Consider the following 25,600-nt stretch of genomic DNA (forward strand, 5'->3'; position numbering starts at 1 on the left):
CGGCCGAGACGGTTGCGCGCGCCATCGCCGACTCCGGCATTGCCGACCTGTCGGCGGTTTTCCTCGACCGCACGACGCCGAGCTACACGGCACTGATCGATCGCGACGGCGAGCTGATCACCGGCTTTGCCGATATGGCGCTCTACGATTTGGCGTTCCCCAAGCAGATCCGCCGCTCCAAGGTGCGCGAGGTGGTCGCCGAGGCCGATGCGGTGCTCTGCGACGCCAATCTGCCATCAACGGCGCTGGAGCGGCTGGTGGGGCTCGCCGCCGGCAAGCCGGTGTTCGCCATCGCCATTTCGCCGGCCAAGGTGGTGCGGATGATACCAGTGCTGAAGGAACTCGCGCAGGTCTTCATGAACCGGCGCGAGGCCATGGTGCTGGCCGGCGTCGATGCCAATGCCACCGAGCGCGAGATCGTCGACGGACTGCGCTGCAGCGGCCTCACCAGTGGCGTGGTGACGGCGGGCGACGGCCCGGTGCTGGGATTCGACGAAGCCGGCGCCTTCTCTATCCTGCCGCCGGCGCCGAGAAAAGTCGCCGACGTCACCGGCGCCGGCGACGCGCTGGCCGGCGCCACCATCGCTGCCCTGCTGCGCGGCCTGCCCCTGCGCCAGGCATTGCGCGAGGGCGTTGCCGCCGCCACGCTGGCCATTGAAAGCGCCGACGCGGTTCCGGCCTTCACGATTGCGACCTTCACCGAGGCACTGGCTCTTGTGCCCGACGCGCAGGAAATGGCATGAGGGCGGCCAATTGCCATTGCCGGAGCGCGACGTCCAAGCGGACGCGCGGATCTCCGGATCGGAGACCATCATGACACCGCAAAGCGCCCGCCCCTTCATCGACCTCCACGCGCCCGTGGCCGAGGCGCTCGCCGCTGGCCGCCCCGTCGTGGCGCTGGAAAGCACCATCATCACCCATGGCATGCCTTACCCCGACAATGGCGCCATGGCCGCCAATGTCGAAAAGATAATCCTGGACAATGGCGCGGTGCCAGCGACAATCGCCGTGGTCGCCGGCCGCATCAAGATCGGGCTTTCCGACGGCGAGCGCGAGTCGCTGGCGATGACCGGCGACGCCATGAAGCTGTCGCGCGCCGATCTCGGCTTTGCGGTGGCGCAAGGCCGCACCGGCGGCACCACGGTCGCCGCCACCATGATCGCCGCTGACATGGTCGGGATAAAGGTGTTCGCCACCGGCGGCATTGGCGGCGTCCACAAGGGCGCGGAAAAGAGCTTCGACATCTCGGCCGATCTCGACGAGTTGGCGCGCACGCCGGTCATCGTCGTCTCGGCCGGCGCCAAGGCGATTCTCGACATCGAAAAGACGCTGGAAGTGCTGGAGACGCGCGGCGTGCCGGTGATTGGCCATGGCTGCGAGACGATGCCGGCCTTCTGGTCGCGGCATTCGCCGTTCCGCGCGCCGCTGACCCTGCACAGACCGGAAGAGATCGCGCATTTCTACAAGACCAGGGCGGCACTTGGCCTGGTCGGCGGCATGCTGATCGCCAACCCGGTGCCGCAGGACGATGAAATCCCGGCCGACGAGATGGCCGGCTATATCGAGGCCGCGCAGAAGGCGGCGGAAGTGCAGAATGTGACCGGTAAGGCGGTGACGCCGTTCCTGCTGGGCAAAATCCTCGAACTGACCGGCGGCCGGAGCTTGAAGACCAACATCGCGCTGGTCGAGAACAATGCGCGGCTGGCGGCGAGGATTGCGACGGCGCTGTAGGATCGCCTACGTCGGCGGGACAGCACCCCCCTCTGGCCTGCCGGCCATCTCCCCCGCAAGGAGGGAGATTAACAGCTTAGCCGCAGGCTCCCATTTTCAACGTTGGTGATTAGCGAAGGCCAATGTGACAACTGATCTCCCCCCTTGCGGGGGAGATGTCCGGCAGGACAGAGGGGGGTGGGAAGAAACGCGGCGGTCCCGGTTCACTTCCCCGCCCTTCGTCCCGCCTCATACGCCCGGCGCGCCCACACCCTCATCTCGTCAGGATCATCAAACGCGTCGTCGGGAATGCTCCAGTACGGCATCGCGACCAGCTTGCCGTGGCGGGTGCCGGTATAGGTCCATTGCTTGCAGCCGGCTGCTTCGAAGTCGGGCGCGCTTTGCTCGTCAGCCTTGAGCAGCAATTCGCCGCGCAGCACGATGGCGACGATGACGCCGTCGAAATAGATACCCTTGCCGCCGAACAGTTTTCGGATACTGACCGGGCCGAGGCCTTCGAACAGTTCTTCGATGCGTTCATTGTCCATGCCGCAATCATGTCACCGGGCTTGCCATGGCTGCAACCAAAAACCATGCTGGCAAGTTGAGAGCCATCCGTCGGAGTTCTGTCATGCCGCTGCTGCTCAAGGGATCCTGCCGCTGCGATGCCGTCCATTTCGAGGTGGAGAGCAACACGCCGGTGCCGTTCATGCTGTGCTACTGCTCGATCTGCCGCAAGCAGCAGGGCGGCGGCGGCTTCGCCATCAATCTCGGCGCCGATTACAAGACGCTGAAAATCAAGGGCAAGCGCAATCTCGGCGTCTACCAGGCCGAGATCGCGGACGACGAGCATCCAAAGTGCGAGATTTCGACGGGCGAGCGCAATTTCTGCAAGAAGTGCGGTTCGGCGCTCTGGCTCTACGATCCGACATGGCCGGACCTGGTCCACCCCTTCGCCTCGGCAATCGACAGCGAGTTGCCGAAACCGCCGGAGAAGGTGCATCTGATGTTGAAATACAAGGCGAGCTGGGTCGAGCCGGTGATCGGCAAAAAGGACAAGGTCTTCGACGTCTATCCCGAGGAATCGATCGCCGACTGGCACAAGCGGACGAAGATGTGGGTGAAGTAAGCAGGGAGGCGCGGAGCGCGACTTCCGATGGTCAGCGCTGCCCCTCATCCGGCCCTTCGGGCCGTTCGTCATTCGAAAAGCCAAGCAATTGGCTTTTCGCCCGCTGCGCGGACCATTCCTCACCTCCCCGTGAACGGGGAGAAGGAAGATCAGGCCGAAGCGCGCGCCTCAGCCAGCGCCTTCAGGTCGGCGGGCTTCAGTTCGACGGATTCGCCGCAGCCGCAGGCCGAACTCTGGTTCGGGTTGTGGAAGGTGAAGCCGGTGCGCAGCGTGGTCTGCTCGAAATCCATCTCGGTGCCGAACAGGAAAAGGGCAGCCTCGGGCGCGACATAGACATGCGCGCCGTCGCGTTCGATATGGTCGTCCTTGGTATTGGGCTCGGTCACCAGGTCGACCGTGTATTCCATGCCGGCGCAGCCGCCCTTCTTGATGCCGAGGCGAATGCCATGCGCATTGTCGCGCGTGGCGACGATCTCGCGCACCCGGTCGGCGGCCTTTTCGGTCATCGTGATGACGGCGAAGCGTCCCATTCTTTTTCCTCTTCCATTCCATGCAGGTTCAAGGCCTGCCGAATGATTCCTCACCTAAAATGGTGAAGTTTTACCACTGGTGCAAGTGCACCAACCTCAGTCAACCTAGTACCAGCCCACCGCCACCTGCGCCTCTTCCGACATGCGGTCGGGCGACCAGGGCGGGTCGAAGGTCATGTTGACCTCGACGCCGGAGACGCCTTCGACGGCGCCGACGGCGTTTTCCACCCAGCCGGGCATTTCGCCGGCCACCGGACAGCCGGGCGCGGTCAGCGTCATGTCGATCTTGACCGCGCGGTTGTCCTCGATGTCGATCTTGTAGATGAGGCCGAGCTCATAGATGTCGGCCGGTATTTCCGGGTCATAGACCGTCTTCAGCGCCGAGACGATGTCGTCGGTCAGCCGCGCCAGCTCGTCGGCGGGAATGGCCGAGGCGGAAACCAGCGGATTGACGGCCGCTTCCGGCGCGGTGGTGTGGCTCGCATCATCCATGGTCGTCATCCAAAGAACCTGTCACCCGAAGAACTTGCGCGCTTTTTCCAGCGCATCGGCCAAAGCGTCGACTTCGGCCCTGGTATTATACATGCCGAACGATGCCCTGCATGTGGAGGTTACGCCAAAGCGTTTCAACAGCGGCTGGGCGCAATGGGTGCCCGCGCGGACGGCAACACCTTGCCTGTCTATCACCATCGACACGTCATGGGCATGAATGCCCTGCAATTCGAAGGAAATGATGGCGCCCTTGTCCGGCGCGTCGCCGAAGATGCGCAGCGAGTTGATGGCGCGCAGCCGCTCGTGCGCGTAGGTCTTGAGGTCGGCCTCGTGCGCGGCGATGCGCTCGCGGCCGATCTTTTCCATGTATTCCAATGCTGCACCCAGCCCGATCGCCTGGACGATCGGCGGCGTGCCGGCCTCGAAGCGGTGCGGCGGCTCGTTGTAGGTGACGACGTCTTCCGTCACTTCCTCGATCATCTCGCCGCCGCCCATGAAAGGGCGCATGGCCGAGAGAATATCCTTCTTGCCGTAGAGCACGCCGATGCCGGAGGGCCCGTAGACCTTGTGGCCGGTGAAGACGAAGAAATCGCAATCGAGGTCCTGGACGTCGATCGGCATGTGCACGGCGCTCTGGCTGCCGTCGACAAGTACGGGAATTCCACGCGAATGCGCGATGCGCACGATCTCCTTGATCGGCGTCACCGTGCCCAGCGCGTTCGACATATGCGTGATGGCGACGAGCTTGGTCTTGTCGGTCAGGCGCTTTTCGAATTCCTCGATGCGGAAGATGCCGAGATCGTCGACCGGCACCCAGACCAGCTTGGCGCCCTGCCGCTCCCGGATGAAATGCCACGGCACGATGTTGGAGTGGTGCTCCATGATCGACAGAACGATCTCGTCGCCCGCGCCGATATTGGGCATGCCATAGCCGTAAGCGACGGTGTTGATCGCCGCGGTCGTGTTCGAGGTGAATACGATGTTGTCGGTGCTTGGCGCGTTGAGGAAGCGGCGCACCGTCTCGCGCGCCTTCTCGTAGGCGTCGGTCGCGGCATTGGACAGGAAATGCAGGCCGCGATGGACGTTGGCGTATTCCTGGGAATAGGCGTGCTGGATCGTATCCAGCACCACCTGCGGCTTCTGTGCCGAGGCGCCATTGTCGAGATAGACCAGCGGTTTGCCGTAGACTTCGCGCGACAGGATCGGGAAGTCGCGGCGGATCGCCTCGACGTCGTAGGGGGTGGTTTCGAGTTTCTGGTCCATTACAAGCTCTCTTGAGGCAACGCCTCACTCCGTCACTCGCCCCTCATCCGACCGAGCTTCGCTCGGCCACCGCCCGGGGCGAGTCACTTGCCTCGCCCGTCCTTCGGACCCCACAAGGGGAGAAGGGAAAGAGGTGCTTACCCATGGGCCACGAACCAGTCGTCCAGCCTTGTTTCCAGGGCCTCGACGATGGTTTCGTCGTCCAGTTCCTCGATCACTTCGGCGACGAACGCCTTGACCAGCAGGCCACGGGCGCTCTTCTCGTCGATGCCGCGCGCCATCAGGTAGAACAGATGGTTGTGGTCGATCTCGGTAACGGTCGCGCCGTGGCCGCAGATGACGTCGTCGGCGAAGATTTCCAGCTCCGGCTTGGTCGAGAACTCGCCATCATCCGACAAAAGCAGCGTGTTGCAGGCCATCTTAGCGTTGGTCTTCTGCGCGTATTGGTGGACGTTGATGCGGCCCTGGAAGACGCCGCGCGCCTTGCCGGTCACCACATTGCGGATCACTTCCGTCGATGTCGTATGCGGCACGGCATGGTCGAGCACCATGGTCACGTCGGTGTGGGTGTCGCCGGCCAGAAGGTTGATGCCGCGCAATTTGAAATCGGCGCCTTCGCCCGTGGTCTTCACCACGATCTCCTGGCGCACAAGCTTGCCGCCGGCATTCATGAAGAACAGCGTCAGCTTCGAATTCTTGCCGAGATGCGCCTTGAACTGCGCCAGATGGGTGGCCGTTTCCGGCTGTTCCTGGATGATCAGCCAGGTCACCTCGGCGCCCTCGCCCAACACCAGCTGGCTGACGGAGCTGGCCAGAGCCGCGCCCTCGCCCGCCTGACGCTCGACGATCGCAGCCTTGGCGCCGGCGCCGACACGCACGGGAAAGCGCACATGGGTCTGTCCGCCGGCTTGCAGGTTCTGCAATTCGATCGGCTTTTCCAGTGCTGCGCCATCGGCGATGTCGACGAAATAGCCGTCGGCGACGAAAGCAGTGTTCAGCGCGCCGATGGCGTCATCGCTGCCATAGGGCTCGAGGCCGGGTGCAATCGAGCCGTCGGTCAGCTTTTCCGACAGGCGCTGGATCGTCACGCCCTCGATCGCGGGGAATTTCGCACTCGAGACGCCGTTCAGAACCGCCAGCACGGCGGAACCTTCGACGATGGGCGTTAGCGTTTTGGCGGCGGCCGTCGGATCGAATGCCGGCACCGCGGTCAACAGCCGGCGCAGGTCAGTGTAATGCCAGGATTCGATGCGCCGCGTCGGCAGCCCGTGCTTGATCGCCTCGATGGCGTCGTCGCGCTTCAGCATCACCGCGCCGTCACCCGGCAGCAACGACAGACGCTCGCCGAAAGCGTCGATCAGCGCCGTTTCGGCCTGGGTGCGCTGGGGTGTCGAATGCATGTTCATAAGCTTGGCCCTGTCTTTTGGTACAAAATGACCTGGCATCTCACGCGGCTTCGCCGATCACGCCGGCATAGCCATTGGCTTCGAGATCGAGCGCCAGCGACTTGTCGCCGGACTTGATCACCTGGCCCTTGTAAAGCACATGCACGCTATCCGGCACGATGTGCTCGAGCAGGCGCTGGTAGTGGGTGATGACGATGATGGCACGGTCGGGCGAACGCAGCGCGTTGACGCCGTCCGAGACGATCTTCAGCGCATCGATGTCTAGGCCTGAATCGGTCTCGTCGAGCACGCAGAGCTTTGGCTCCAGCAGCTTCATCTGCAGGATCTCGGCCCGCTTCTTCTCGCCGCCGGAAAAGCCGACATTGAGCGGCCGCTTCAGCATCGCCATGTCCATGTTGAGCGAGGCTGCGGCCTCTTTCACCCGCTTCAAAAATTCCGGAATTTTTAGCGGCTCCTCGCCGCGCGCCTTGCGCTGCTCGTTCATCGCCACTTTCAGGAATTCCATGGTCGCGACGCCAGGTATCTCCATCGGATACTGGAAGGCGAGGAAGATGCCCGCGGTGGCGCGCTCGGCCGGATCCATTTCGAGGATCGACTGGCCGTTATAGAGGATGTCGCCTTCGGTGACCTCATAGTCCTCACGGCCGGCGAGGATGTAGGACAGCGTCGATTTGCCCGAGCCGTTCGGGCCCATGATGGCGGCGACCTCGCCGTCTTTCACCGTCAGGTTCAGGCCGCGGATGATCTCGGTGCCATCATCGACGATGCGGGCATGCAGGTTCTTGATCTCAAGCATTTTTTCTTTCCTGGATATATATTGTCCGGTCAGCCGACCGAGCCCTCGAGGCTGATGCCGATAAGCTTCTGCGCTTCGACCGCGAACTCCATCGGCAGCTGCTGGATAACATCCTTGACGAAGCCGTTGACGATCAGCGCGATCGCCTCTTCCTCGGGAATGCCGCGCTGCATGACGTAGAATTTCTGGTCCTCGGAAATCTTCGACGTCGTCGCTTCGTGCTCGAACTGCGCCGTCGAATTCTTGGCTTCCATGTAGGGCACGGTGTGGGCGCCGCACTGGTCGCCGATCAGGAGACTATCGCAATTGGTGAAGTTGCGGGCGTTGGTCGCCTTGCGATGCGCCGAGACCTGGCCGCGATAGGTGTTCTGCGAGAAGCCGGCGGCAATGCCCTTGGAGATGATGCGGCTCGACGTGTTCTTGCCGAGATGGATCATCTTGGTGCCGCTATCGACCTGCTGGTAGCCGTTCGACACAGCGATCGAATAGAACTCGCCGGAGGAATCGTCGCCGCGCAGGATGCAGCTCGGATATTTCCAGGTGATCGCCGAACCGGTCTCGACCTGTGTCCACGAGATCTTCGAACGGTGGCCGCGGCAGTCGCCGCGCTTGGTGACGAAATTGTAGATGCCGCCCTTGCCCTCGGCATCGCCGGGGTACCAGTTCTGCACCGTCGAATATTTGATCTCGGCATCGTCGAGCGCCACCAGTTCGACGACGGCGGCATGCAGCTGGTTCTCGTCGCGCTGCGGCGCCGTGCAGCCTTCGAGATAGGAGACGTAAGCCCCCTCCTCGGCGATGATCAGCGTGCGCTCGAACTGGCCGGTGTTCTTCTCGTTCATGCGGAAATAGGTCGACAGCTCCATCGGGCAGCGCACGCCCTTGGGCACGAAGACGAACGAGCCATCGGTGAAGACAGCCGAATTCAGCGTGGCGTAGAAATTGTCGGAGGTCGGCACGACCGAGCCGAGATATTTCTGCACCAGCTCCGGATGCTCGCGGATGGCCTCCGAGATCGAGCAGAAGATGACGCCGGCCTGCGCCAGCTCCTTCTTGAACGTGGTGACGACGGAAACGGAATCGAACACCGCGTCGACCGCGACACGGCCCGATTTGTAGACGTTGTCGCTGGGCTCCTCGAGATCGGAGACGTCGGTCTTCTGCACGCCGGCGAGGATTTCTTGTTCCCGCAGCGGAATGCCGAGCTTCTCGTAGACCTTCAACAGCTCGGGATCGACGTCGCTCAGCGAGGTCGGGCCGGGCGTGCTCTTGGGCGCCGCGTAGTAATAGAGGTCCTGAAAATCGATCTTCGGATAATGGACGCGCGCCCAGGTCGGCTCTTCCAGCGTCAGCCAGCGCCGATATGCTTCCAGACGCCATTCCAGCATCCAGGACGGTTCATCCTTCTTGGCCGAGATGAAGCGAATAATGTCTTCGCTCAGGCCCTTGGGGGCCTTGTCCATCGCGATCTCTGTCTGGAATCCGTATTTGTACTGGTCGACGTCGATCTTTCGGACCCGATCGATCGTGTCCTGCACAGCAGGCATAAGCGTTCTCCATCCACGCCGGGGTCAAGGCCCGACAGTTTTCAAACTATGGCATCGCCAGGGCTGCCCATGAGGCGCAGAAGGCGGCGTAAGTTTCATATAGTGCGTCTCGGCCGGGAATTCACCCGGCCACTTGCAAACGCACGGCTCTACCAGGCCGCGAGGGCCTGAATTCTTTGTCGCCGCCTCAGGCGGCTTGTTCCCTGCCCGCCCGGCGCTGGGCAATACCAGCCAGCGCAGCACGGAACAGTTCGATATCCCCGGCACTCGTTGCGTGGCCGATGGACACGCGCAAAGCGCCCAGGCTGTCGCCATAACCCATGGCTTTCAGCACATGGCTCGGCCCGACCTTGCCCGACGAACAGGCCGATCCCGCCGACAGCGCAACGCCAGCCAGATCGAACGCGATCTGCGCCGTTTCGGCCTTGACGCCGGGAATAGCGAAGAATGTCGTGTTGGCAAGCCTTGGCGCGCCGGATCCGAAGATTTCTGCGTCCGGCACCAGTGTTTTGATGATGGTTTCGACCTCGTCGCGCCGGTGCGCGAGCGCATCGACATGGTTCAGTCCAGCCAAAGCCAGCCGGGCGGCAGCGCCAAAGCCGGCGATGGCCGCCAGGTTTTCGGTGCCGCCGCGATGGCCCTTTTCCTGGCCGCCGCCATTGATCAGCGGCTTCGGCATCATCAGATCGGCTGCCGCAACGATGGCGCCGACGCCCTTGGGGCCGCCGATCTTGTGCGAAGACAGAATCAGATATTCGGCGTAAGGCTCTGACATATCGATGGAAAAGCGGCCCGCAGCCTGCACGGCATCGACCACCAGAATGCCGCCCGCCGCCTTGACGATTGCAGCGATTGCCTCGATCGGCTGGATGACGCCGGTCTCGTTGTTGGCGGCATGGATGGCGACCAGCGGCAGGCCTTCGGCCTTGTCATGCGCGGCCAGAGCGGCTGTCAGCTGAGCGAGGTCGGCAATGCCATCGGCGTCGACGCCGATCCGCGAAACCTGTGTTGCCGGGAAGCGGCCGCCGTTCAACAGGCAAGGGTGGTCGGCCTCGCACACATAGAGCCGGCTCATGCGCACCGTGCCACGGCCCATCTGCCAATCCGGCGTCAGCAGCGTCGATGCGGCTTCCGTCGCGCCCGAGGTGAAGACGACATGCTCGGCCTTGGCGCCGACAAGTGCTGCCACATCGCGCCGGGCAGTGTCGATCAGGCGCCGCGCCGCGCGCCCCTCGGCATGCACCGACGACGGATTGGCGACGAGATCGAGCGCGGCAATCATCGCCTCGCGCGCCTCGGTAATGAGCGGCGCGCTGGCATTGTAGTCGAGATAGGCGCGTGCTGCGGCCATTTTCACCCAATCGATCCCGTCAAGACCCTTTCCGCAAGGATAGCGCGTTATTTCCTTGAAATTGCAAGGCAAGACGTCCTATTTACGCGGCTTGCGGCGAGGATGGCCGGGCCGTCACGGCTGGCTATCCAGTTTTGAACAATTCTAAACTAGCTTCTAAGAAGACGCTTGCCCTGCGTCAAGGCCCGGAAGGGCTGGGGCTGGAGTAAGAATTGTTCCGGGCGCCGCGCATTCGTATGCCATTTGGAGTATTTCATGCCTGAGGTCATTTTCACCGGTCCGGCCGGCCGCCTGGAGGGCCGCTACCAGCCTTCCAAGGAGAAGAGCGCGCCGATTGCCATCGTGTTGCATCCGCATCCGCAATTCGGCGGCACGATGAACAACAAGATCGTCTATGACCTCTTCTACATGTTCCAGAAGCGCGATTTCACCACGCTTCGCTTCAACTTCCGCGGCATCGGCCGCAGCCAGGGCGAATTCGACCACGGCACCGGCGAATTGTCGGATGCCGCCGCAGCGCTCGACTGGGTGCAGTCGCTGCATCCGGATTCCAAGAGCTGCTGGGTGGCCGGTTATTCCTTCGGCTCCTGGATCGGCATGCAGCTTCTGATGCGCCGGCCCGAGATCGAGGGCTTCATCTCGATCGCGCCGCAGCCAAACACCTATGATTTCTCGTTCCTGGCGCCCTGCCCGTCATCGGGTCTGATCATCCATGGCGATGCCGACAAAGTGGCGCCGCCCAAGGATGTGCAGGGCCTGGTCGACAAGCTGCACACGCAAAAGGGCATCACCATCACGCAGAAGACCTTGCCAGGCGCCAACCACTTCTTCGCCAACGACGCCGATCTGCTGCTCGAGGAATGCGCCGACTATCTCGACCGGCGGCTGGCCGGCGAATTGTCCGATCCGCGGCCGAAGCGGCTGCGCTAAGAGCAATTCCAGGAAAAGTGTAAACGGGTTTTCCGTCCGGAATTGCGCCAAAACAAAAACTCCCGGTCCGATGCCGTGCACAGTCGTGCCCATCATGGGCGCGACAATGCCATTTCGGCTGATCCAAACGGTGAAGCCAGCCTGACATGTGGCGCGGCTCGGCTGAACGGTGCACAATGCCGGTTCAGCCAGCGCAAGAAGGCAAGACCGATCATGTACCAGCCTCCCCATTTCCAGGAAACGCGGCCGGACGTCCTGCACGGGCTGATCCGGACGCATCCGCTGGGGTTGCTGATCTCCAACGGCGCCGATGGCCCGGTCGCTAATGCCATTCCCTTCCTGCTTGATGCAGAGGTTGGGCCGAATGGCCGGCTGCGCGCCCATCTGGCCAGGGCCAACCCGCAATGGCGTCAGCTGGCCGACAATCCGACATCGCCGGTGCTGGTCGTCTTCCAGGGCGCCGACGCCTATGTGACGCCGTCCTGGTACGAGACCAAGCGCGAGACCGGCAAGGTCGTGCCGACCTGGAACTACGCCATTGTCCAGGTGCGAGGAACCGTCAGAGTGATCGAGGATTCCGCCTGGATCGCACAGCAGATCACCGAGCTGACGCTGTCACAGGAAGGCGCCCGCGAGGCACCCTGGGCGGTGACCGATGCGCCGCCGACCTTCATCCAGTCGCAGATCAAGGGCATCATCGGGCTTGAGATCGAGATCGCCGAAATCAGCGGCAAGTGGAAAGTCAGCCAGAACCGGCCTGTCGCCGACCGCGTCGGTGTCGCCGAAGGGCTGGAGAAGGACGCCGCCGGCGCGCCTGACATGGCTCGGTTGGTGCGGAGCTGGGGTGGCATCGACAGCTAGCTGGGGTGGTCTTAGTCTAGATGGTTCCAAAGGCGTCAGCAATTCAGTTGCTTGCCGGCGCTGCTCCAATGCGGAAATTCGTCTGTCTCGGCGCATCGTTTTGGTTTGGTTTGCGAGCCCGACGGAATAGGCGGAACGTAGTTTTTGCCACCGGCAACCCCGACGCCGTGTAGCGGAAGATACATCCCAGCCGGCCAAGCACCATCGCACAGACGATGGCAACAGCACAGCCAAGGCCGAATCCGGCGACAGTGTCGCTCGGATAGTGCGCGCCGATAAAGATTCGGGTCGATGCGACCGACAAGGTTGCAGCCAGCAACACCCATCTGCGCCGGGGCAACAACAGTAGCGCAATGCCGAAAATGACACCCATGGTCGTGGCATGGCCGGACGGGAAGCTGGCAAAGCGCGCCTCCATGGAAAAAGGATGCAGCGACAGATCGCCGAGCTTGTCGAAATTCATTGGCCTGGCTCTGCCCACGCCATATTTCAGCGCGTTGACGACCATGGCCGAGAGCCCGATCGAACCCAGCACCATGAAGGCAAAGCAGGTCCAGTTGTAGAAGGTCATCCGCGCGCGCCGGGAAAGGCTGCGCCAATCCGTCAGATTCGCGGCAATCAGCACCAGTACCGACGGGACAAGATACCAGCCGCCGAGGCCGAAGAAGGTAAAAAACTCGGCGATGCGAAAGACATTGGTCGAGCCTGAAGCCCACTGCCTCGCCATGGTCCCTGCAAGATGGTCGAAACGGAGCGACACCGCGATCGTCAGCAAAAGCCAGGCCACGACCCAGACCGACCACAGGATTTTCGGGTAGCGCGCCGGGCGCGTCGCCAGGCGATGCCGTACAATCCCGAAAGTATCGCGGAAATTAGCGACAGACTGCCGGAGCATGGCAGGCAAAGCGGCACGCGCCGGCTTTGGCGACTTCATCAACATGCGGAGCTCGGCGCCATCATTGAAGAGGTATCAGTTCGCCACACGGTACAGGCCGAGCGACAGTTTATCACCTGACGAATAGTTGATGCCGTCGATTTCAGCGACGCGGCTGGCCTTCTTGCCTTGCCCCGCCAGCAGGTCATCCAGCCGTTTTTCATCGCCGACCGGCGCCAGGCCCAGCGCGCAGGCCGGATCGCCAAGCAGATGTTGCGCAACCCCGTCGACATCGGTCAGTACCGTCTTTGTGCCCACCAGAAATACCAAGCTCGGTTCGTGATATTGCGCGGAGGCGAGCACGCTCATCTCACAGGGACGATCGGCGCGAACCGCAGCCTCGATTTCCCGGCTCATCCAAATCGGTTTCAGTGACGGCACGATGACACCGAACAGCAGGGCGTAGGTTATACCGGCGCAAACCGCAGCCCCGCCGATGCGGACCAGCGGCACCAGCGCCTGTCGCGAAACAGCGAGGTAGCCGGCGCCCAATGCTGCCGCGGCGGCCGGAACGCTCCACCATAACAATGTCTTCATGAGATAGATCGGCGCACCAACGCAAAGCACGGCGAGACCGACTGTCACCAGAACGGTGCCGAATGCGGTCGCCCACCACAGCCATGTCTGCCAGCGCCTGAGCGGCGCATTTGCCTCCTGCGGTGTCAGCGTCAAAAGCCAGCCGATGAGCAGGGCCATGCCGGGATAGGCCGGCAGCACATAATGCGGCAGTTTCGTCGGGATCAATTCGAAGACGAGCCAGAACGGAACGTACCAGGCGAGGCAGAAACGCAGGCGCGGATCGTCGCGCAATCGGTTGAGCGCCTGCAGTCCGGCGCCGAGCGCCACAAGGCCGAACGGCCACATGAACAGGCAATAGGTCAGCACGTAGAAGCCCGGCGGAACGCCGTGCGACTCCTCGCCTTGCGCGACCTTGCCGAGCATATCCTTGCCGACGGCCTGCTGCAGGAAGGCGCCGTTGCTCTTCCAGGTGATGAGGGCGAGCCAAGGCAGCACGATCAACAGCACCAGAATCAGCCCACGCCCGGCTTTCAGCCTCGCCAGCCAGCGGCAGTCGCGCTCGAAAGCAACCAGCGTGAGCACCGTCAGCGCCGACAGCAGCGGTGCAATCGGCCCCTTGATGAGGATAGCTGCGCCCTGCGCAGCCCAGAAAATCCACGGCAGATGGCCGGCGACAGGCTCGTTGCGGCGCGATGCCAGATAAATCTGCGCCAGCGCGCCTTGCGCCAGAACGCAGCAGGCAAGCAGCATCGCGTCGGTCTTGGCGTCACGGCCTTCGAAGGCGGTGGCGAAAATCGCCGCCATGACGAGGCCGGCGGCAAGACCGGCATTGGCGCCGAACAGATTGGCCCCGGTCCAGGCGATTGCGACGACGGCGATGGCGATGCCCAGCGCCGAGACCAGCCGGTAGATCCAGATCGGCGCCTGTGCCCCCTCGCCGCTCAGCGTCACCGCGGCCGATTGCAGCCAGTAGATGCCGATCGGCTTCTGGTAGCGCGACGCGTCCTGGAAGCGGATGTCGACATAGTCGCCGGTCTCTGTCATCTGCTTGGTCGCCTGGACGAAGCGCGGCTCGTCGCGGTCGAGCGGCGGCAAAGAGGCCAGTCCCGACGCCGTCATCATCAGGCTGAACAGGAAGAGAAAGATGTAGTTCCTGCTCATTTCGACACCGGACAGACTGAATTTGGCGGGACTGGTGGCTCAGTCGACCTTGGTCATCGCCGCTTTGCGCTCATTGGCGATGAGCCATAAATTTCTGACATAGATCACCATGCCCATGGCCTGGCCGGCGATGAACACCGGATCCTCACGCTGGATGGCGTAGACGAGCAGCAGCCCGCCGCCGAACAGCGAGAAGAACCAGAAAGCGATCGGCACGACGCTGCGCTTGGCCTTTTCCGAAGCGATCCACTGCACCAGGAAGCGCATGGTGAAGAAGAACTGGGCAACGAAGCCGAGCAGAACCCAGGCGTCGAACTGCTTGACGAAAACCTGGTGCAGCCAGGTCGCCAATTCCTGAAACACGTTAGCCATGCGTGATTTCCTCTACCTTTGGCATTCTGCGGCGCCGGCGCCGAAGCCACCAGACGCCGGCGAGATCGAGCGCGCCCTGCAGGCCGCGATCGAAGATGCCGTAATTCGACTTGCCGTGGCGGCGCGAGCGGTCGACGACGTCGCAATGGACGACGCGGTAGCCTTCCTGGATGACCAGGGCCGGAACGAAACGATGCGTGCCGTCGAAGAAGGGCAGTTTGCGTAGGATATCGGTGTGGATCGCCTTCAGGCCGCAGCCGGTGTCGCGGGTGTCGTCATGCAGGATCGCGCCGCGCAGCCAGTTGGCGAAACGCGATGCCAATTGCTTGATCTTGCTGTCGCGGCGCTTCAATCGCTGCCCCTGCGCGGCGCCGAAATCGGGCCCTGCCCGACGCAGCGCATCGACCAGCACGGGGATATATTGCGGGTCGTTCTGGCCGTCGCCGTCGATGGTGGCGACGATCGAGCCGCGCGCCGCCCAAGCGCCCGAGCGCACCGAAAGCGACTGGCCGGCGGATTTTTCGTGCCGCAGCTGGCGAAGCGGAAACGGACGTTTGGCGGCTTCAGCGGCAAGCACCGAAGCGGTGTCGTCAGTCGAACCGTCATTGACGACGATGATTTCGAAATCGCGCCCGGTCATCGCCGCCTCGATCTCGTCGATCAGCAGCGGCAGGTTCGCCGCCTCGTTGCGGCAGGGAATGACGATGGATATCAATGCGTCCGGCATATCGCGTCGGGCTCTGTCACAAGATATGGCATTCGGTGGATGCCGTGCGGTGCCGTTCCAGCGGATCGAACCCGTTGGCGCGGCGCCTCATTACGCCAGCCGACAGGATGAAGCAAGCATGCGCGGCAGTGCAGAATAGGCTGTCCATGCCGGCGCAAAATCGGAAACCACTTTTGCTTGACGCGCTTGGATGCTAAACGCCCGCGTTCAGGCCATGCCGGGCCGTTCGGACCCGGCGCTTTCAGGAAGAAACAATGTCCGCCTTCAAGTCCGATTTCCTGCGCGTCATGAGCGAGCGCGGCTTCATCCACCAGATTTCGGATGAGACCGGGCTGGATCAACTTTTCGCGAAGGAAACCGTGACCGCCTATGTCGGCTACGACGCCACGGCGACCAGCCTGCACATCGGCAATCTGATATCGGCGACCATGCTCTACTGGATGCAGGAGACCGGACACCGGCCGATCGCACTGATGGGCGGCGGCACCTCGATGATCGGCGACCCGTCCTTCCGCGACGACCAGCGCAGCCTTTTGACGCCCGGAGCGATCGCCACCAACATCGAAGGCATCAAGCGCATTTTTGGCCGCATCCTGCGCTTCGGCGACACCGGCAACGACGCCATCATGGTCAACAATGCCGACTGGCTGATGAAGCTCAACTATGTCGAGTTCCTGCGCGATGTCGGCCGCCACTTTTCGGTCAACCGGATGCTGACCTTCGACAGCGTCAGGCTGCGGCTCGAGCGCGAACAGTCGCTGTCCTTCCTCGAATTCAACTACATGATCCTGCAGGGCTATGATTTCGTCGAGCTCAGCCGCCGCCACGACTGCCGGCTGCAGATGGGCGGTTCGGACCAGTGGGGCAACATCATCAACGGCGTCGATCTCGGCCACCGCATGGGCACGCCGCAGCTTTATGCGCTGACCACGCCGCTGCTGACGACATCGTCGGGCGCCAAGATGGGCAAATCGGCCAAGGGCGCGGTGTGGCTGAACGGCGATCTCTTCTCGCCCTATGATTTCTGGCAGTACTGGCGCAACACCGAGGATGCCGACGTCGAGCGCTTCCTGAAGATCTTCACCCGGCTGCCGCTGTCGGAGATCGCGCGGCTGGCAGCCCTTGGCGGCTCGGAGATCAACGAGGCCAAGAAGGTGCTGGCCACCGAAACCACGGCCATCGTGCACGGCCGCGAGGCGGCGCTCGCCGCCGAGGAAACCGCGCGCAAGACGTTCGAGGAAGGCGTGACGGCCGAAACCCTGCCGAGCGTCGAGGTGGATGGCGCGGCGCTGGAAGCTGGCATCGGCATCCTGTCGCTGCTGGTCAGCGGGGGCCTTGCCGGGTCCAACGGCGAGGCAAGGCGTCACATACAGGGTGGCGCCGTGCGCCTCAATGACCAGCCGGTTTCGGACGACCGGCGGATGGTGACACCTCAGGATTTGAGTCCGGAAAACGTCGCAAAGCTTTCAGTGGGCAAGAAAAAACACGTTCTGGTGCGGCCGGTCTGAGCCGTCTTCTGGGATCCTCAACGATATTCGAAGATCGAGCGGAAAATGCCCGGCGCGATCACCGATAGCGGGTTGATGTCCAGCACCGGCTTGTTGGCGTTGCCCTTAAGCCGGTAGGTGACGCCGATCAGCCCGCGGTCGCGGCCATTGCCGAGCAGCGCGCCGACCAGCGGCAACTCGCCAAAGATGCGATTGAGGCCATAGGCCGGCATGAAGGTGCCGGTCATGTCCATATTGTTGTTCTGGTCGTAGAGCGTGCCCTGGAAGGTGGTGCCGATGCGCGGGCCGCGCAGCACGCCATTGGCCAGCTTCAAATAGCCGCTGCCCTTGTCGATCTCGGTAAAGCCGCGCTCGAATTTTACCCGCGAAGTGTCGATCTTGCCCTTGACCGCTTCGTTCAGGCTGCGGCTGTCACCGGTTGGCGTGGTCGAGACGATCGAGGCGAGCTTGGGTTCATTGACGATGAAGAAGTTGCTCGAATCGACCTGTCCCCGCATCGGCCCGTCGGCCGCGCCGCTGAGCGCCAGCGTGATCGACCCGCCTTCCATATGCTCGTAGATGTTGAGGAAGCGCAATATGGCGCCTGCGTCGGCCGACTTCATGGTGAGCGCGCGAGCACCATTGCCTGCCGTATTGCTGATGGTGATGGCGGCGCCGGAACTTGCCGCGGCGCTGACCTTGAGCCTGTTCACCCTGGAGCCGGCGGCACTGTAGTCGAGCTTCAAATTGGACAGGACCTCGTCATGGAACCCGCTTAGCGAATTGACGTCGGCGCTAACCGAAACCGCGTCCGTGCCGGTGGTTTTGGTGGCGGTATCGACGTCGGAGGTGAACTGCTTGATCAGCGAGCGGGCATCGAGCGCGTTGCCGCTGACGTCGACTGCGAAGCCCTTGCCCGACCGCTTCACCGTCACGGCGACGTCGTCGCCCCGGTTCAAGGCGACTTTGCTGAAGCGGGCCGAAGACAGCGCGCCCTTGACCAGGACGACATCGCCTTCGACCGAAAAGCTCTTTCCGTCGAGGTCGAAGTCGGACAGCGTCGTGGTATCGCCGGACTTGGTCATGGTAAAAGTGGCATTGGCGGCAATGCCCGGCCCCTTGCTCCAGCCTGCCCAGGGAATGTCCAGCCTGGCGCTCGTCAGGTCGACGTCGACGTTCTGGCTGCCGCCTTCGCCGCTCTTGTCGATTGCCACCTTGATGGTGCCGGAAATCAGCGGCGACAGGCCAGGCATGGCGATGGCGCGCGTCTTGTCGTCGAGCACAAGCGCCACCTTGCGGCTGCGCGGCGGGCCGCCATCCCTGAGCGGCTCGACCAGATCGAGCTCGGCTGGAATGCCGTTCAGCCGCGCCTTGGCAGAGATCACCGCCTTGTCGGGCCCGACTTCGATCGAACCGTCGGCATCGGTCACCATCTGGCCTTCGAACGGCTTGGCGAGCGACAGGTCCTTGTAGTCGAGCGATACCAGCCAATCGAGCTTCGACGTGTCGACGCCGGATTGCAACGGAATGTCGGCCTTGACGTGGCCGGTCACCGTGCCCGACAGGTCGTCCGGCAAGATGCCGACATGGCGCATGGCGTTGATCGGTTCGTAGGAGGCAAGTTCGGCGATGGCCGGCGCCTCGCCGGCGACGTCGATGTCGAGCGCGCCGATCACCGGCGGGTGGTTTGCCGCCTTTACCGACAGTGTGCCATTGCTTGCCGCCACGGTGCGGCCGCTCGGCATATAGACGCTGCCCGAGGACAGCGCGACGTCGACATCGTTGCCGTGGAAGGAAACGACGCCGACGGCATCGCGTATCGGCGGAATGCGGCCGGCGGTGTCGAAACGCGAGCCCTCGACCTGGAAGCGGCCGAACACCTCGTCGGCCGAAAGCGGCACGCCGTTGCCGAGACGCCCCGGCACGACCTGGAACTGCAGGCTGGCATCGACGACGCGGCCGCCAAACAGGTTCTGCAGCACCCACAGCCGCGCGTTCTTGGCGGAGAACCAGGGCCACAATTGCTTTACGTGCGAGACCGCCATGTCGTGGACGTTGAGCGACACCGAGATACCCGGCGGTCCGTTGTCGATGAAGGAAACCGCAGCGGTTCCCAGCACTTCGCTCCCCGATCCCGACCTGATACCGATCTGGTCGGCGACAAGCTTGCGGCTCTTGACCTGATAGACGCCGGCGATGCGGGCGAAGAAATTCAGCGCCGGCTCGGGCGATTCCGAAGGCGCCAGCGTCGAGCCGTCGCTGGTCAGGTCGTAACGATAGGAAGGCTCCTCGCCGGCCGCGCCGGTCGACGGCTTTGGCCCGATCGAGCCGGCGAAATTGAACGCCGAGCGCCCGGTCTTTAGAACCAGCCTGCCGACATCGATCTTGTTGGAGCCGGAGACGAGGGCGGCGTCGACATCGACATCGGCCGGCAACAGCCCGCGTGTGCCGAGGTCGAGCACCGAGCCGGTTAGCGACAGCGAGCCCGTCAGCCGCGAATCGGTCTCGCCCGAGCCTTCGGATCCGGTGAGCTTCAAAGCAATCGCGCCGGTTCGCCCGCCGGCCGCCGGCGTTGTCTCCGCGACATCCGCCATGTCGATGGCGGCGTTCAAGGCGGTGATGCGCATCGAGCTCGTATCGCGGGTGGCGGTGGCCGTGACGGTGAGCGCGCGGCCATCGACATCCGCCTCGGACGAGAACTCCACGCTGCCGGGGCCCGACTGCAGCACCGTGGCGTTGGCGATCGTGACCAGCTTGACCGATCCGGCCTCGGGCAGCTCGAACGCGACATTTTTGAGATCGATGCGGCGCATCGAATCCTCGCGCACGGCATCGAGTGCACGATTGACGTCACTGAAGACGGCGGCGGCCAGTTTTTCCGGATCGATGAGACCGTCTTGATTGCGCAGGCGCGCTGTCCAGTCGCCACCCGACGGCATTGCCGCGGTGACGATATGGGCGTCGGAAATCCTGGCGCTGGTCAGCCGAACCTCGCCCGAAAGCAGCGGGATCAACCGGATGCCGAAGCGGACGCGCCCGGCATCGGCCATCGGCTTGCCGTCGGCCGTCTCGACGCTGACATCCTTGACCTGCAGCGCAATGAAGCTCGATCCGTCAAGTGTCAGGCTGGCAGGACCGACGGCGACTTTGACGTCGAGACCGGCCAGTTTCTCGATCGCCGTTTCGGCTTCCAACCGCAGCCGTTCGTTGCCGATGCCGGTGGCGCCGATGACGTAGACGGCGGCCGCTGCCAGCAGCACAAGGGCTCCAATGCCGGCAAACAGCCGGGCAAGGATGCGAAAGCCGCGGCCGATCCGTGCCTTGCCGAGCGGCGGCACGCGGCAAGCGGACGGGAAAGCCCCCAGGTCGGTGATCTCGTCACGCCTGAACCGGATTTTCTCGTGCTGCGGTTCTTCCTGATCCACGCAATTTTCCGTTGTGCGAATTCGATCGTGGACGAATCCCCGCCCGACACTATAACGACGCAGGCTAGAGCATGATGCCGAAAAGTGTGAGGCGGTTTTCGGACGACATCATGCTCTATCTCTTTGATTTAGGGCCGCGTAACCTCAAACAAGGGCATCGATATGGCTGATCTCGACGTTGGCGACGTTGCGCCGCAATTCGATCTTCCGCGCGACGGCGGCGGCTCACTCAGCCTTGCCTCGATGCGGGGGAAGCCCGTTGTACTTTATTTCTATCCGCAGGACGACACCACAAGTTGTACCAATGAGGCGATCAGCTTTTCGCAGCTGAAGCCGGAGTTCGAAAAGGCCGGCGCCGTGGTGATCGGCCTGTCGCCGGACAGCGTGAAGAAGCACGACAAGTTCAAAACCAAATACGATCTCACCGTCGACCTGGTTGCCGACGAGGAGCGCAAGGTGATCGAGGCCTACAATCTGTGGGTCGAGAAGACGATGTATGGCCGCAACTATATGGGCGTCGGGCGGGCGACGTTCCTGATCGGCAAGGACGGGCGGATCGCCGGGATCTGGCGCAAGGTCCGGGTGAAAGGCCATGCCGAAGCAGTGCTGGAGGCGGTCCGCGCGCTCTGAGGCGCCACCGATCTGGCCAACGCCGCGCAGTGCATTAGGGGCATAAGACATATATGCGGTTGGCTGACACCGTTGGTCACTAGAACGTAGACTCATTACCGCGTAGCCAGATGCGGACTGCGACAAGTTTGAGGGCGGCCAGATAGTTCTCAGCCAGTTTATCGTAACGGGTCGCGATGCGGCGGAACTGCTTGGCTTTGTTGAAGAAGCGCTCGATCTGGTTACGGGCTTTATATAAGAAAGGACTGAAGCAGATCGCGTCCTTGCGATTGGCTTTGGGCGGGATGTTGGCCCATGCCTTTCGGTCGGTGACAGCATTGCGCAAGGCGTTGGCATCATAGCCCTTGTCGGCGAGTAGCATGGAACCTTCCGGCAAATCCTTGATCAAGTCCGCTGCGGAGGCGATGTCACTCATCTGGCCTGCCGTGAGCGTCAGCTTGATTGGCCTGCCCTGGGCGTCGACAAGAGCATGGATTTTGGTTGTCAGCCCGCCTCGGGAATGACCGAGACAATGATCTCGACCCCCCTTTTTGCCGTCGCGCCCTGCTGATGGACGCGAACAATGGAGGTGTCGATCATCTGCACCGTGCCGTCATGGGCTTTTGTGATGGCATCCATGAGGCGGTCCCACACACCTGCTTTCCGCCATCGAACGAAGCGATTGTAGCAGGTGGTGCGAGGGCCGTACTGCTCCGGCAGATCGCGCCATGGCGCACCCGACCGCAGTATCCAGAAGATGCCGTTCAGCACCCTGCGGTCATCAACTCGCGGCACGCTGCGCACCTTGTTGGGCAGATGCGGCTTGATCGCGCGCCATTCGAAGTCAGTCAGGTCATATCGGCTCATGCGGAGTCTGAATCAGGTTTCGCCGCGATAGGAAAGCCGGGAGTCGCAAAGCTACCCTATAGAAAACATCCACACTCAGCGCCTCTGACGAAACACGCCCAGAAGTGGTTCGGACGAGCGGGGTAAGGTGCGTTCGCCGGTCTCAAGCTCAATCAGCAGGTGCTGCATGATCTCTTCGAGTTTGAACTGTAGTGAGCCATATTCGGTGATCTCGCCGGGGCGTTCGTAGGCGGTGCGTTGAAAGCCGTCCTCATGATCGTTGAACCAGATTGCGATTTGCCCAACTATCCCGACAACCCAAAAGCCGCCATTGTGCCTGCCATATGGCTCTTGCATCCATCGAGTTGGCTCGACACGGATCATCTCCCATAGCCGCTTTTGAGGGAACGACATGCGTTCCCAAGCATCGTTCATCAAGTCCCAGAGCTTAGCTTCGTCCATAGCGGAGTCCACGTGACACGCCAGATCTTATCCATATCGCATGCTGGAACCCACACTTCCACCCGTTTTGGCCATGCCGCTTTTATGCTAACGCGCCCGCGGCGGCAAAACTTTGTTAACCCTAATAATGTGTAATCGGGCTTCGTTGGTGTCGTAACGAAAGCTTGGTCCCGTGAACCTAACCGGTCAGTCAGCGGTCTTCGGCAGGCGCAAGGAGCCGCATACGGTCATCATTGCGCGGGGCAATGAAATACGGCATTTCACCATCCGGCCGTGGCTCGTCGCCTTTCTCGGCTCGGCACTGGCGGCGATCGCCATCGGCTATCTCTTGGCGACCTCCTATCTCGTACTGCGCGACGATCTGATCGGCGCCACCACGGCCCGGCAGGCGCGCATGCAGCAGGCCTATGAAGATCGCATTTCCGCATTGCGCGCGCAGGTCGACCGCATCACCAGCCGCCAGCTTCTCGACCAGAAACTGATGGAGACCAAGGTCAGCGAATTGATCGAGCGGCAGAGCCAGCTCAGCCAGCGCCATGGCCGCCTCGGCCCGATCCTCGAACGGGCGGAAAACGAGGTCGGCACGCCGGCCGCCGCGGATGTGGCGGCAAAACTCGACGAGCATGCCGAACTGACTGGCGGCGAGCCACTCGCCTATTCGGTCGCCAGCCTCGGTTCGGGCGACACCAGGCCATTCTCGCTGTGGTCGACACGCTCCGACCCGCTGCCCAGCGAAACGGCTGCGGACCGTGCCGACAAATTGTTCGTCTCGATCAATGATTCACTGAAGGCTATCGAAAGCCAGCAACTCACCCGCATCGAAACCCTGGCCGACAACGCCTACAAGAACGCCGATGCCATCACCCAGGCGCTGGAAGCGGCCGGTCTGCCGGTCGACAGTGATTTCGGCAAAAACGAAAGCGATGTCGGCGGACCGCTGATCCCGCTTGACAGCTCGATGATGTTCGACAGCAAGGTCAAGGAACTGGACGAGGCGCTGGATACGCTCGACCAGTTGAAGAAAGAGGCGCGGCGGCTGCCGCTCGCCAACCCGGCGCCGGGCCACTCCGTCACCAGCCCGTTCGGCGTGCGCACCGACCCCATCCTCGGCACCGCTGCCCTGCACTCGGGCATGGATTTCCGCGCGCCGGTCGGCATGGCAGCCAAGGTCACGGCGGCCGGAATCGTTACCAAGGCCGGCTGGAACGGCGGCTATGGCCGCATGGTCGAGGTCGATCACGGCAACGGCTTTGCCACGCGCTACGGCCATCTGAGCGAGATCGACGTTGCCGTCGGCCAAAAACTCGCAGCCGGCGACATCATTGGCAAAACCGGCAGCAGCGGCCGTTCGACCGGCCCGCACCTGCACTACGAAGTCCGCCACAATGGCGAGGCCATCGACCCGCTGCGCTTCCTGACCGTCGGCAAGAAGGTCGAGCAGTATCTGTAGGGTCAAGCCAGGCGGCTGGTTGCACGCCCCCGCCTCCTTCACCCGTTGTACCATCCTGTTGTTTGGCAATCCGACATCGCGTGCTCCGGCGTCACGTTCTGGAGCCTGCGGCTGCCGCGCGCTTTGCCGATGCTGTTCTCATCGCTGAGGATTGCCTCGGCCACCGCCGTGATCGGCGCCATTGTCGGCGAATGGATCGGCTCCGACCAAGGACTTGGCGCGCTGATCGTCCAGGCGTCCTTCAACTACCAGTCGGACCGCCTCTACGCGGCGATCGTGCTGTCATCGGGCCTGTCGATCGTCCTGTTTTGTCTTGTGGTGCTGATCGAGCGCCGGACGATCCAATATTGAGCAGATGCGTCAGGCGGGTCGCGGTGGCGTCCGTCGTGGCTGACCGGTCAGGATTTGACATGGATGTCTCGCGGGAATTTGGTCAGCGTCTCATGGCCGGTCTCGGTCACCAGAATGGTCTCGCTGATCTCGATGCCCCAGCCATCCATCCACATGCCAAGAATGGAGTGCACGACATTGCCGGGTTGCAGCGCGGTCTTGTCGCCGGGCCGCAGGCTGATCGTGTGCTCGCCCCAATCCGGGGGATAGGCGACGCCAATGGAGTAGCCGATGCGCGATTCCTTCTTCAGCCCGTAGCGCTGGATAACCTTGCGCCATGCGGCCTCGACCGCTTCGGCTGTGGTCCCCGGCCTGACCGCGTCGAGCACCGCATCCATGCCTTCGATCACCGCCTTTGCGGTGTCGGCGACACGGGCCGGCGTCTTGCCGAGCTGCATCGTTCGGGCGAGGCCGGCGGCATAGCGGCGGCAGACACCGGCAAGTTCGAGCGCAATCGTCTCGTCCTCTCCAAACCGCCGGTCGCTCCACATGATGTGCGGAGCCGATGCATTCTCGCCGCCGAGGATGGTCGGCGGCAGTGCCGTGATGTCGCCGGCGAAGTCCGCGCTGCCGGCGATCTGCGTCGCCTGGATCGCGGCAATCGCATCGCACTCGCGCACACCTGGCGCAATGACTTCGAAGGCCCGCGCAACAGCTGCTTCAGCCAAGGTCGACGCCTTGCGCAGGTAGGCAATTTCTGGAGCGGATTTCACGGCGCGGATCCAGTTCACCAGGAGATCGGCGTCGTGCCATTTCGCATTGGGCAGGCCGGCGACCAGCCGGGCATGCGCCTTCGGCGAGAAATAATAGGCTTCGAGCTCGATGCCGATATGTCTCGCGCCCCAGCCCTTGGCGACGATCCAGGCCGCTATCCAGTCCATCGGATGGCGATCGGCGCGCTGCACGTGGTCCTCGGGGAAGCCGACCACATTCTCCGGCTTCATCCAGGCCGTCAGCAAGCCGCCTGCCGCATCCATGGCGCGGCCGATCCAGACCGGCTCGGCCTCGTTTTCGATCGGGACCAGCACGACCTGCGGCGTGTAGAACGACCAGCCGTCATAGCCGGTGATGTAATGCTGGTTGGCGACATCGTTGACTACCAGCAGTTCCAGCCCACGCGCCGCCATCTCGGCGCGGATCTTCTTGAGCCGCCGCTGGTACTCATCGCGCGCAAAAGGCAATTCGATCATCGGTTTTCCTGCT

Annotated in this window: 24 protein-coding genes and 1 pseudogene; 9 read left to right on the top strand and 16 right to left on the bottom strand. The window is 62.8% G+C overall.

Features of this window, described 5'->3' with window-relative positions; genetic code table 11:
• A partial coding sequence (locus tag NKI61_RS11625) for a PfkB family carbohydrate kinase (protein WP_352839574.1) occupies window positions 1-743 on the top strand: 743 nt, incomplete at its 5' end.
• Between the two features lie 70 nt (window positions 744-813).
• On the top strand, window positions 814-1,731 hold the full coding sequence (locus NKI61_RS11630; protein WP_023748562.1) for a pseudouridine-5'-phosphate glycosidase: 918 nt from the start codon (window positions 814-816) through the stop codon (window positions 1,729-1,731).
• Between the two features lie 203 nt (window positions 1,732-1,934).
• On the opposite strand, the gene NKI61_RS11635 is transcribed toward NKI61_RS11630, so the two are convergent.
• Complete coding sequence (locus NKI61_RS11635) at window positions 1,935-2,258, bottom strand: TfoX/Sxy family protein (protein WP_023669120.1); 324 nt, start codon at window positions 2,256-2,258, stop codon at window positions 1,935-1,937.
• 83 nt (window positions 2,259-2,341) lie between these two features.
• Between NKI61_RS11635 and NKI61_RS11640 the strand changes: the two genes are divergently transcribed.
• A complete protein-coding gene (locus NKI61_RS11640; RefSeq protein ID WP_023697559.1) occupies window positions 2,342-2,839 on the top strand; it encodes a GFA family protein in 498 nt (165 codons plus the stop codon).
• 149 nt (window positions 2,840-2,988) lie between these two features.
• Here the strand turns inward: NKI61_RS11640 and sufA are convergent, their stop codons facing one another.
• The 7 genes from sufA to NKI61_RS11675 form a co-directional block, all read right to left on the bottom strand.
• Window positions 2,989-3,369 (bottom strand): Fe-S cluster assembly scaffold SufA, encoded by a 381-nt coding sequence (gene sufA, locus NKI61_RS11645; RefSeq protein ID WP_013532156.1) that lies wholly within the window; start codon window positions 3,367-3,369, stop codon window positions 2,989-2,991.
• Between the two features lie 105 nt (window positions 3,370-3,474).
• Window positions 3,475-3,861 carry an SUF system Fe-S cluster assembly protein gene (locus NKI61_RS11650; protein WP_023669122.1) on the bottom strand — a complete coding sequence of 129 codons (387 nt, stop codon included), beginning with the start codon at window positions 3,859-3,861 and terminating at the stop codon, window positions 3,475-3,477.
• 21 nt (window positions 3,862-3,882) lie between these two features.
• Window positions 3,883-5,124, bottom strand: a complete 1,242-nt coding sequence (locus NKI61_RS11655; protein WP_023748560.1) for a cysteine desulfurase — start codon at window positions 5,122-5,124, stop codon at window positions 3,883-3,885.
• Window positions 5,125-5,261: 137 nt separating this feature from the next.
• Window positions 5,262-6,530 (bottom strand): Fe-S cluster assembly protein SufD, encoded by a 1,269-nt coding sequence (gene sufD / locus NKI61_RS11660; RefSeq protein WP_352839575.1) that lies wholly within the window; start codon window positions 6,528-6,530, stop codon window positions 5,262-5,264.
• A 40-nt stretch (window positions 6,531-6,570) separates the two neighbouring features.
• Window positions 6,571-7,326, bottom strand: coding sequence for a Fe-S cluster assembly ATPase SufC (sufC, locus tag NKI61_RS11665; RefSeq protein WP_352839577.1), 756 nt, complete (start codon window positions 7,324-7,326; stop codon window positions 6,571-6,573).
• 29 nt (window positions 7,327-7,355) lie between these two features.
• On the bottom strand, window positions 7,356-8,873 hold the full coding sequence (gene sufB, locus NKI61_RS11670) for a Fe-S cluster assembly protein SufB (RefSeq protein WP_023706434.1): 1,518 nt from the start codon (window positions 8,871-8,873) through the stop codon (window positions 7,356-7,358).
• 187 nt (window positions 8,874-9,060) lie between these two features.
• Window positions 9,061-10,224: a cysteine desulfurase family protein gene (locus NKI61_RS11675; RefSeq protein ID WP_352839578.1), complete on the bottom strand. Its 1,164-nt coding sequence runs from the start codon at window positions 10,222-10,224 to the stop codon at window positions 9,061-9,063.
• Window positions 10,225-10,479: 255 nt separating this feature from the next.
• Here NKI61_RS11675 and NKI61_RS11680 point away from each other — a divergent pair, with 255 nt between their 5' ends.
• On the top strand, window positions 10,480-11,154 hold the full coding sequence (locus NKI61_RS11680) for an alpha/beta hydrolase (RefSeq protein ID WP_023669128.1): 675 nt from the start codon (window positions 10,480-10,482) through the stop codon (window positions 11,152-11,154).
• 213 nt (window positions 11,155-11,367) lie between these two features.
• Window positions 11,368-12,015 (top strand): FMN-binding negative transcriptional regulator, encoded by a 648-nt coding sequence (locus NKI61_RS11685; RefSeq protein WP_352839579.1) that lies wholly within the window; start codon window positions 11,368-11,370, stop codon window positions 12,013-12,015.
• 43 nt (window positions 12,016-12,058) lie between these two features.
• Here the strand turns inward: NKI61_RS11685 and NKI61_RS11690 are convergent, their stop codons facing one another.
• Genes NKI61_RS11690 through NKI61_RS11705 form a run of 4 tightly spaced genes read right to left on the bottom strand, consistent with a single transcriptional unit; the run spans window position 12,059 to window position 15,728 of the window.
• A complete protein-coding gene (locus NKI61_RS11690; RefSeq protein WP_352839580.1) occupies window positions 12,059-12,955 on the bottom strand; it encodes a phosphatase PAP2 family protein in 897 nt (298 codons plus the stop codon).
• A 30-nt stretch (window positions 12,956-12,985) separates the two neighbouring features.
• Entirely contained in the window at window positions 12,986-14,629 is a 1,644-nt protein-coding gene (locus NKI61_RS11695) for an ArnT family glycosyltransferase (protein WP_352839582.1), read from the bottom strand.
• Between the two features lie 39 nt (window positions 14,630-14,668).
• Window positions 14,669-15,001 carry a lipid-A-disaccharide synthase N-terminal domain-containing protein gene (locus NKI61_RS11700; RefSeq protein ID WP_023669132.1) on the bottom strand — a complete coding sequence of 111 codons (333 nt, stop codon included), beginning with the start codon at window positions 14,999-15,001 and terminating at the stop codon, window positions 14,669-14,671.
• A complete protein-coding gene (locus NKI61_RS11705; RefSeq protein WP_023739402.1) occupies window positions 14,994-15,728 on the bottom strand; it encodes a glycosyltransferase family 2 protein in 735 nt (244 codons plus the stop codon). The genes NKI61_RS11700 and NKI61_RS11705 overlap by 8 nt, the downstream gene beginning before the upstream one ends.
• A gap of 254 nt (window positions 15,729-15,982) precedes the next feature.
• On the opposite strand from NKI61_RS11705, the gene tyrS reads away from it, so the two are divergent.
• Window positions 15,983-17,236, top strand: coding sequence for a tyrosine--tRNA ligase (gene tyrS / locus NKI61_RS11710; protein WP_023743153.1), 1,254 nt, complete (start codon window positions 15,983-15,985; stop codon window positions 17,234-17,236).
• A gap of 17 nt (window positions 17,237-17,253) precedes the next feature.
• Here the strand turns inward: tyrS and NKI61_RS11715 are convergent, their stop codons facing one another.
• Window positions 17,254-20,640 carry a YhdP family protein gene (locus NKI61_RS11715; protein ID WP_352839583.1) on the bottom strand — a complete coding sequence of 1,129 codons (3,387 nt, stop codon included), beginning with the start codon at window positions 20,638-20,640 and terminating at the stop codon, window positions 17,254-17,256.
• A 162-nt stretch (window positions 20,641-20,802) separates the two neighbouring features.
• On the opposite strand from NKI61_RS11715, the gene NKI61_RS11720 reads away from it, so the two are divergent.
• On the top strand, window positions 20,803-21,270 hold the full coding sequence (locus NKI61_RS11720) for a peroxiredoxin (RefSeq protein WP_352839584.1): 468 nt from the start codon (window positions 20,803-20,805) through the stop codon (window positions 21,268-21,270).
• A gap of 79 nt (window positions 21,271-21,349) precedes the next feature.
• Here NKI61_RS11720 and NKI61_RS11725 read toward each other — a convergent pair.
• Together NKI61_RS11725 and NKI61_RS11730 are read right to left on the bottom strand one after the other, a co-directional pair.
• Window positions 21,350-22,116, bottom strand: a protein-coding gene (locus tag NKI61_RS11725) for an IS5 family transposase (RefSeq protein WP_352839586.1) whose coding sequence is annotated in 2 segments (ribosomal slippage) — window positions 21,350-21,792 and window positions 21,792-22,116 — 768 coding nt in all. Because the reading frame shifts where the segments join, the coding sequence is not laid out codon by codon here.
• Between the two features lie 75 nt (window positions 22,117-22,191).
• Window positions 22,192-22,557, bottom strand: a complete 366-nt coding sequence (locus tag NKI61_RS11730; protein ID WP_023805055.1) for a hypothetical protein — start codon at window positions 22,555-22,557, stop codon at window positions 22,192-22,194.
• 172 nt (window positions 22,558-22,729) lie between these two features.
• Here NKI61_RS11730 and NKI61_RS11735 point away from each other — a divergent pair, with 172 nt between their 5' ends.
• On the top strand, window positions 22,730-24,007 hold the full coding sequence (locus tag NKI61_RS11735; RefSeq protein ID WP_352839588.1) for a M23 family metallopeptidase: 1,278 nt from the start codon (window positions 22,730-22,732) through the stop codon (window positions 24,005-24,007).
• Between the two features lie 93 nt (window positions 24,008-24,100).
• A pseudogene (locus NKI61_RS11740) lies at window positions 24,101-24,358 on the top strand (ABC transporter permease); the annotation flags it as partial.
• Between the two features lie 47 nt (window positions 24,359-24,405).
• Here the strand turns inward: NKI61_RS11740 and NKI61_RS11745 are convergent.
• A complete protein-coding gene (locus NKI61_RS11745; RefSeq protein ID WP_023743156.1) occupies window positions 24,406-25,587 on the bottom strand; it encodes a M24 family metallopeptidase in 1,182 nt (393 codons plus the stop codon).
• Window positions 25,588-25,600: the final 13 nt, after the last annotated feature.

Source organism: Mesorhizobium sp. M0514 (assembly GCF_040321145.1).
Lineage (GTDB): Bacteria > Pseudomonadota > Alphaproteobacteria > Rhizobiales > Rhizobiaceae > Mesorhizobium.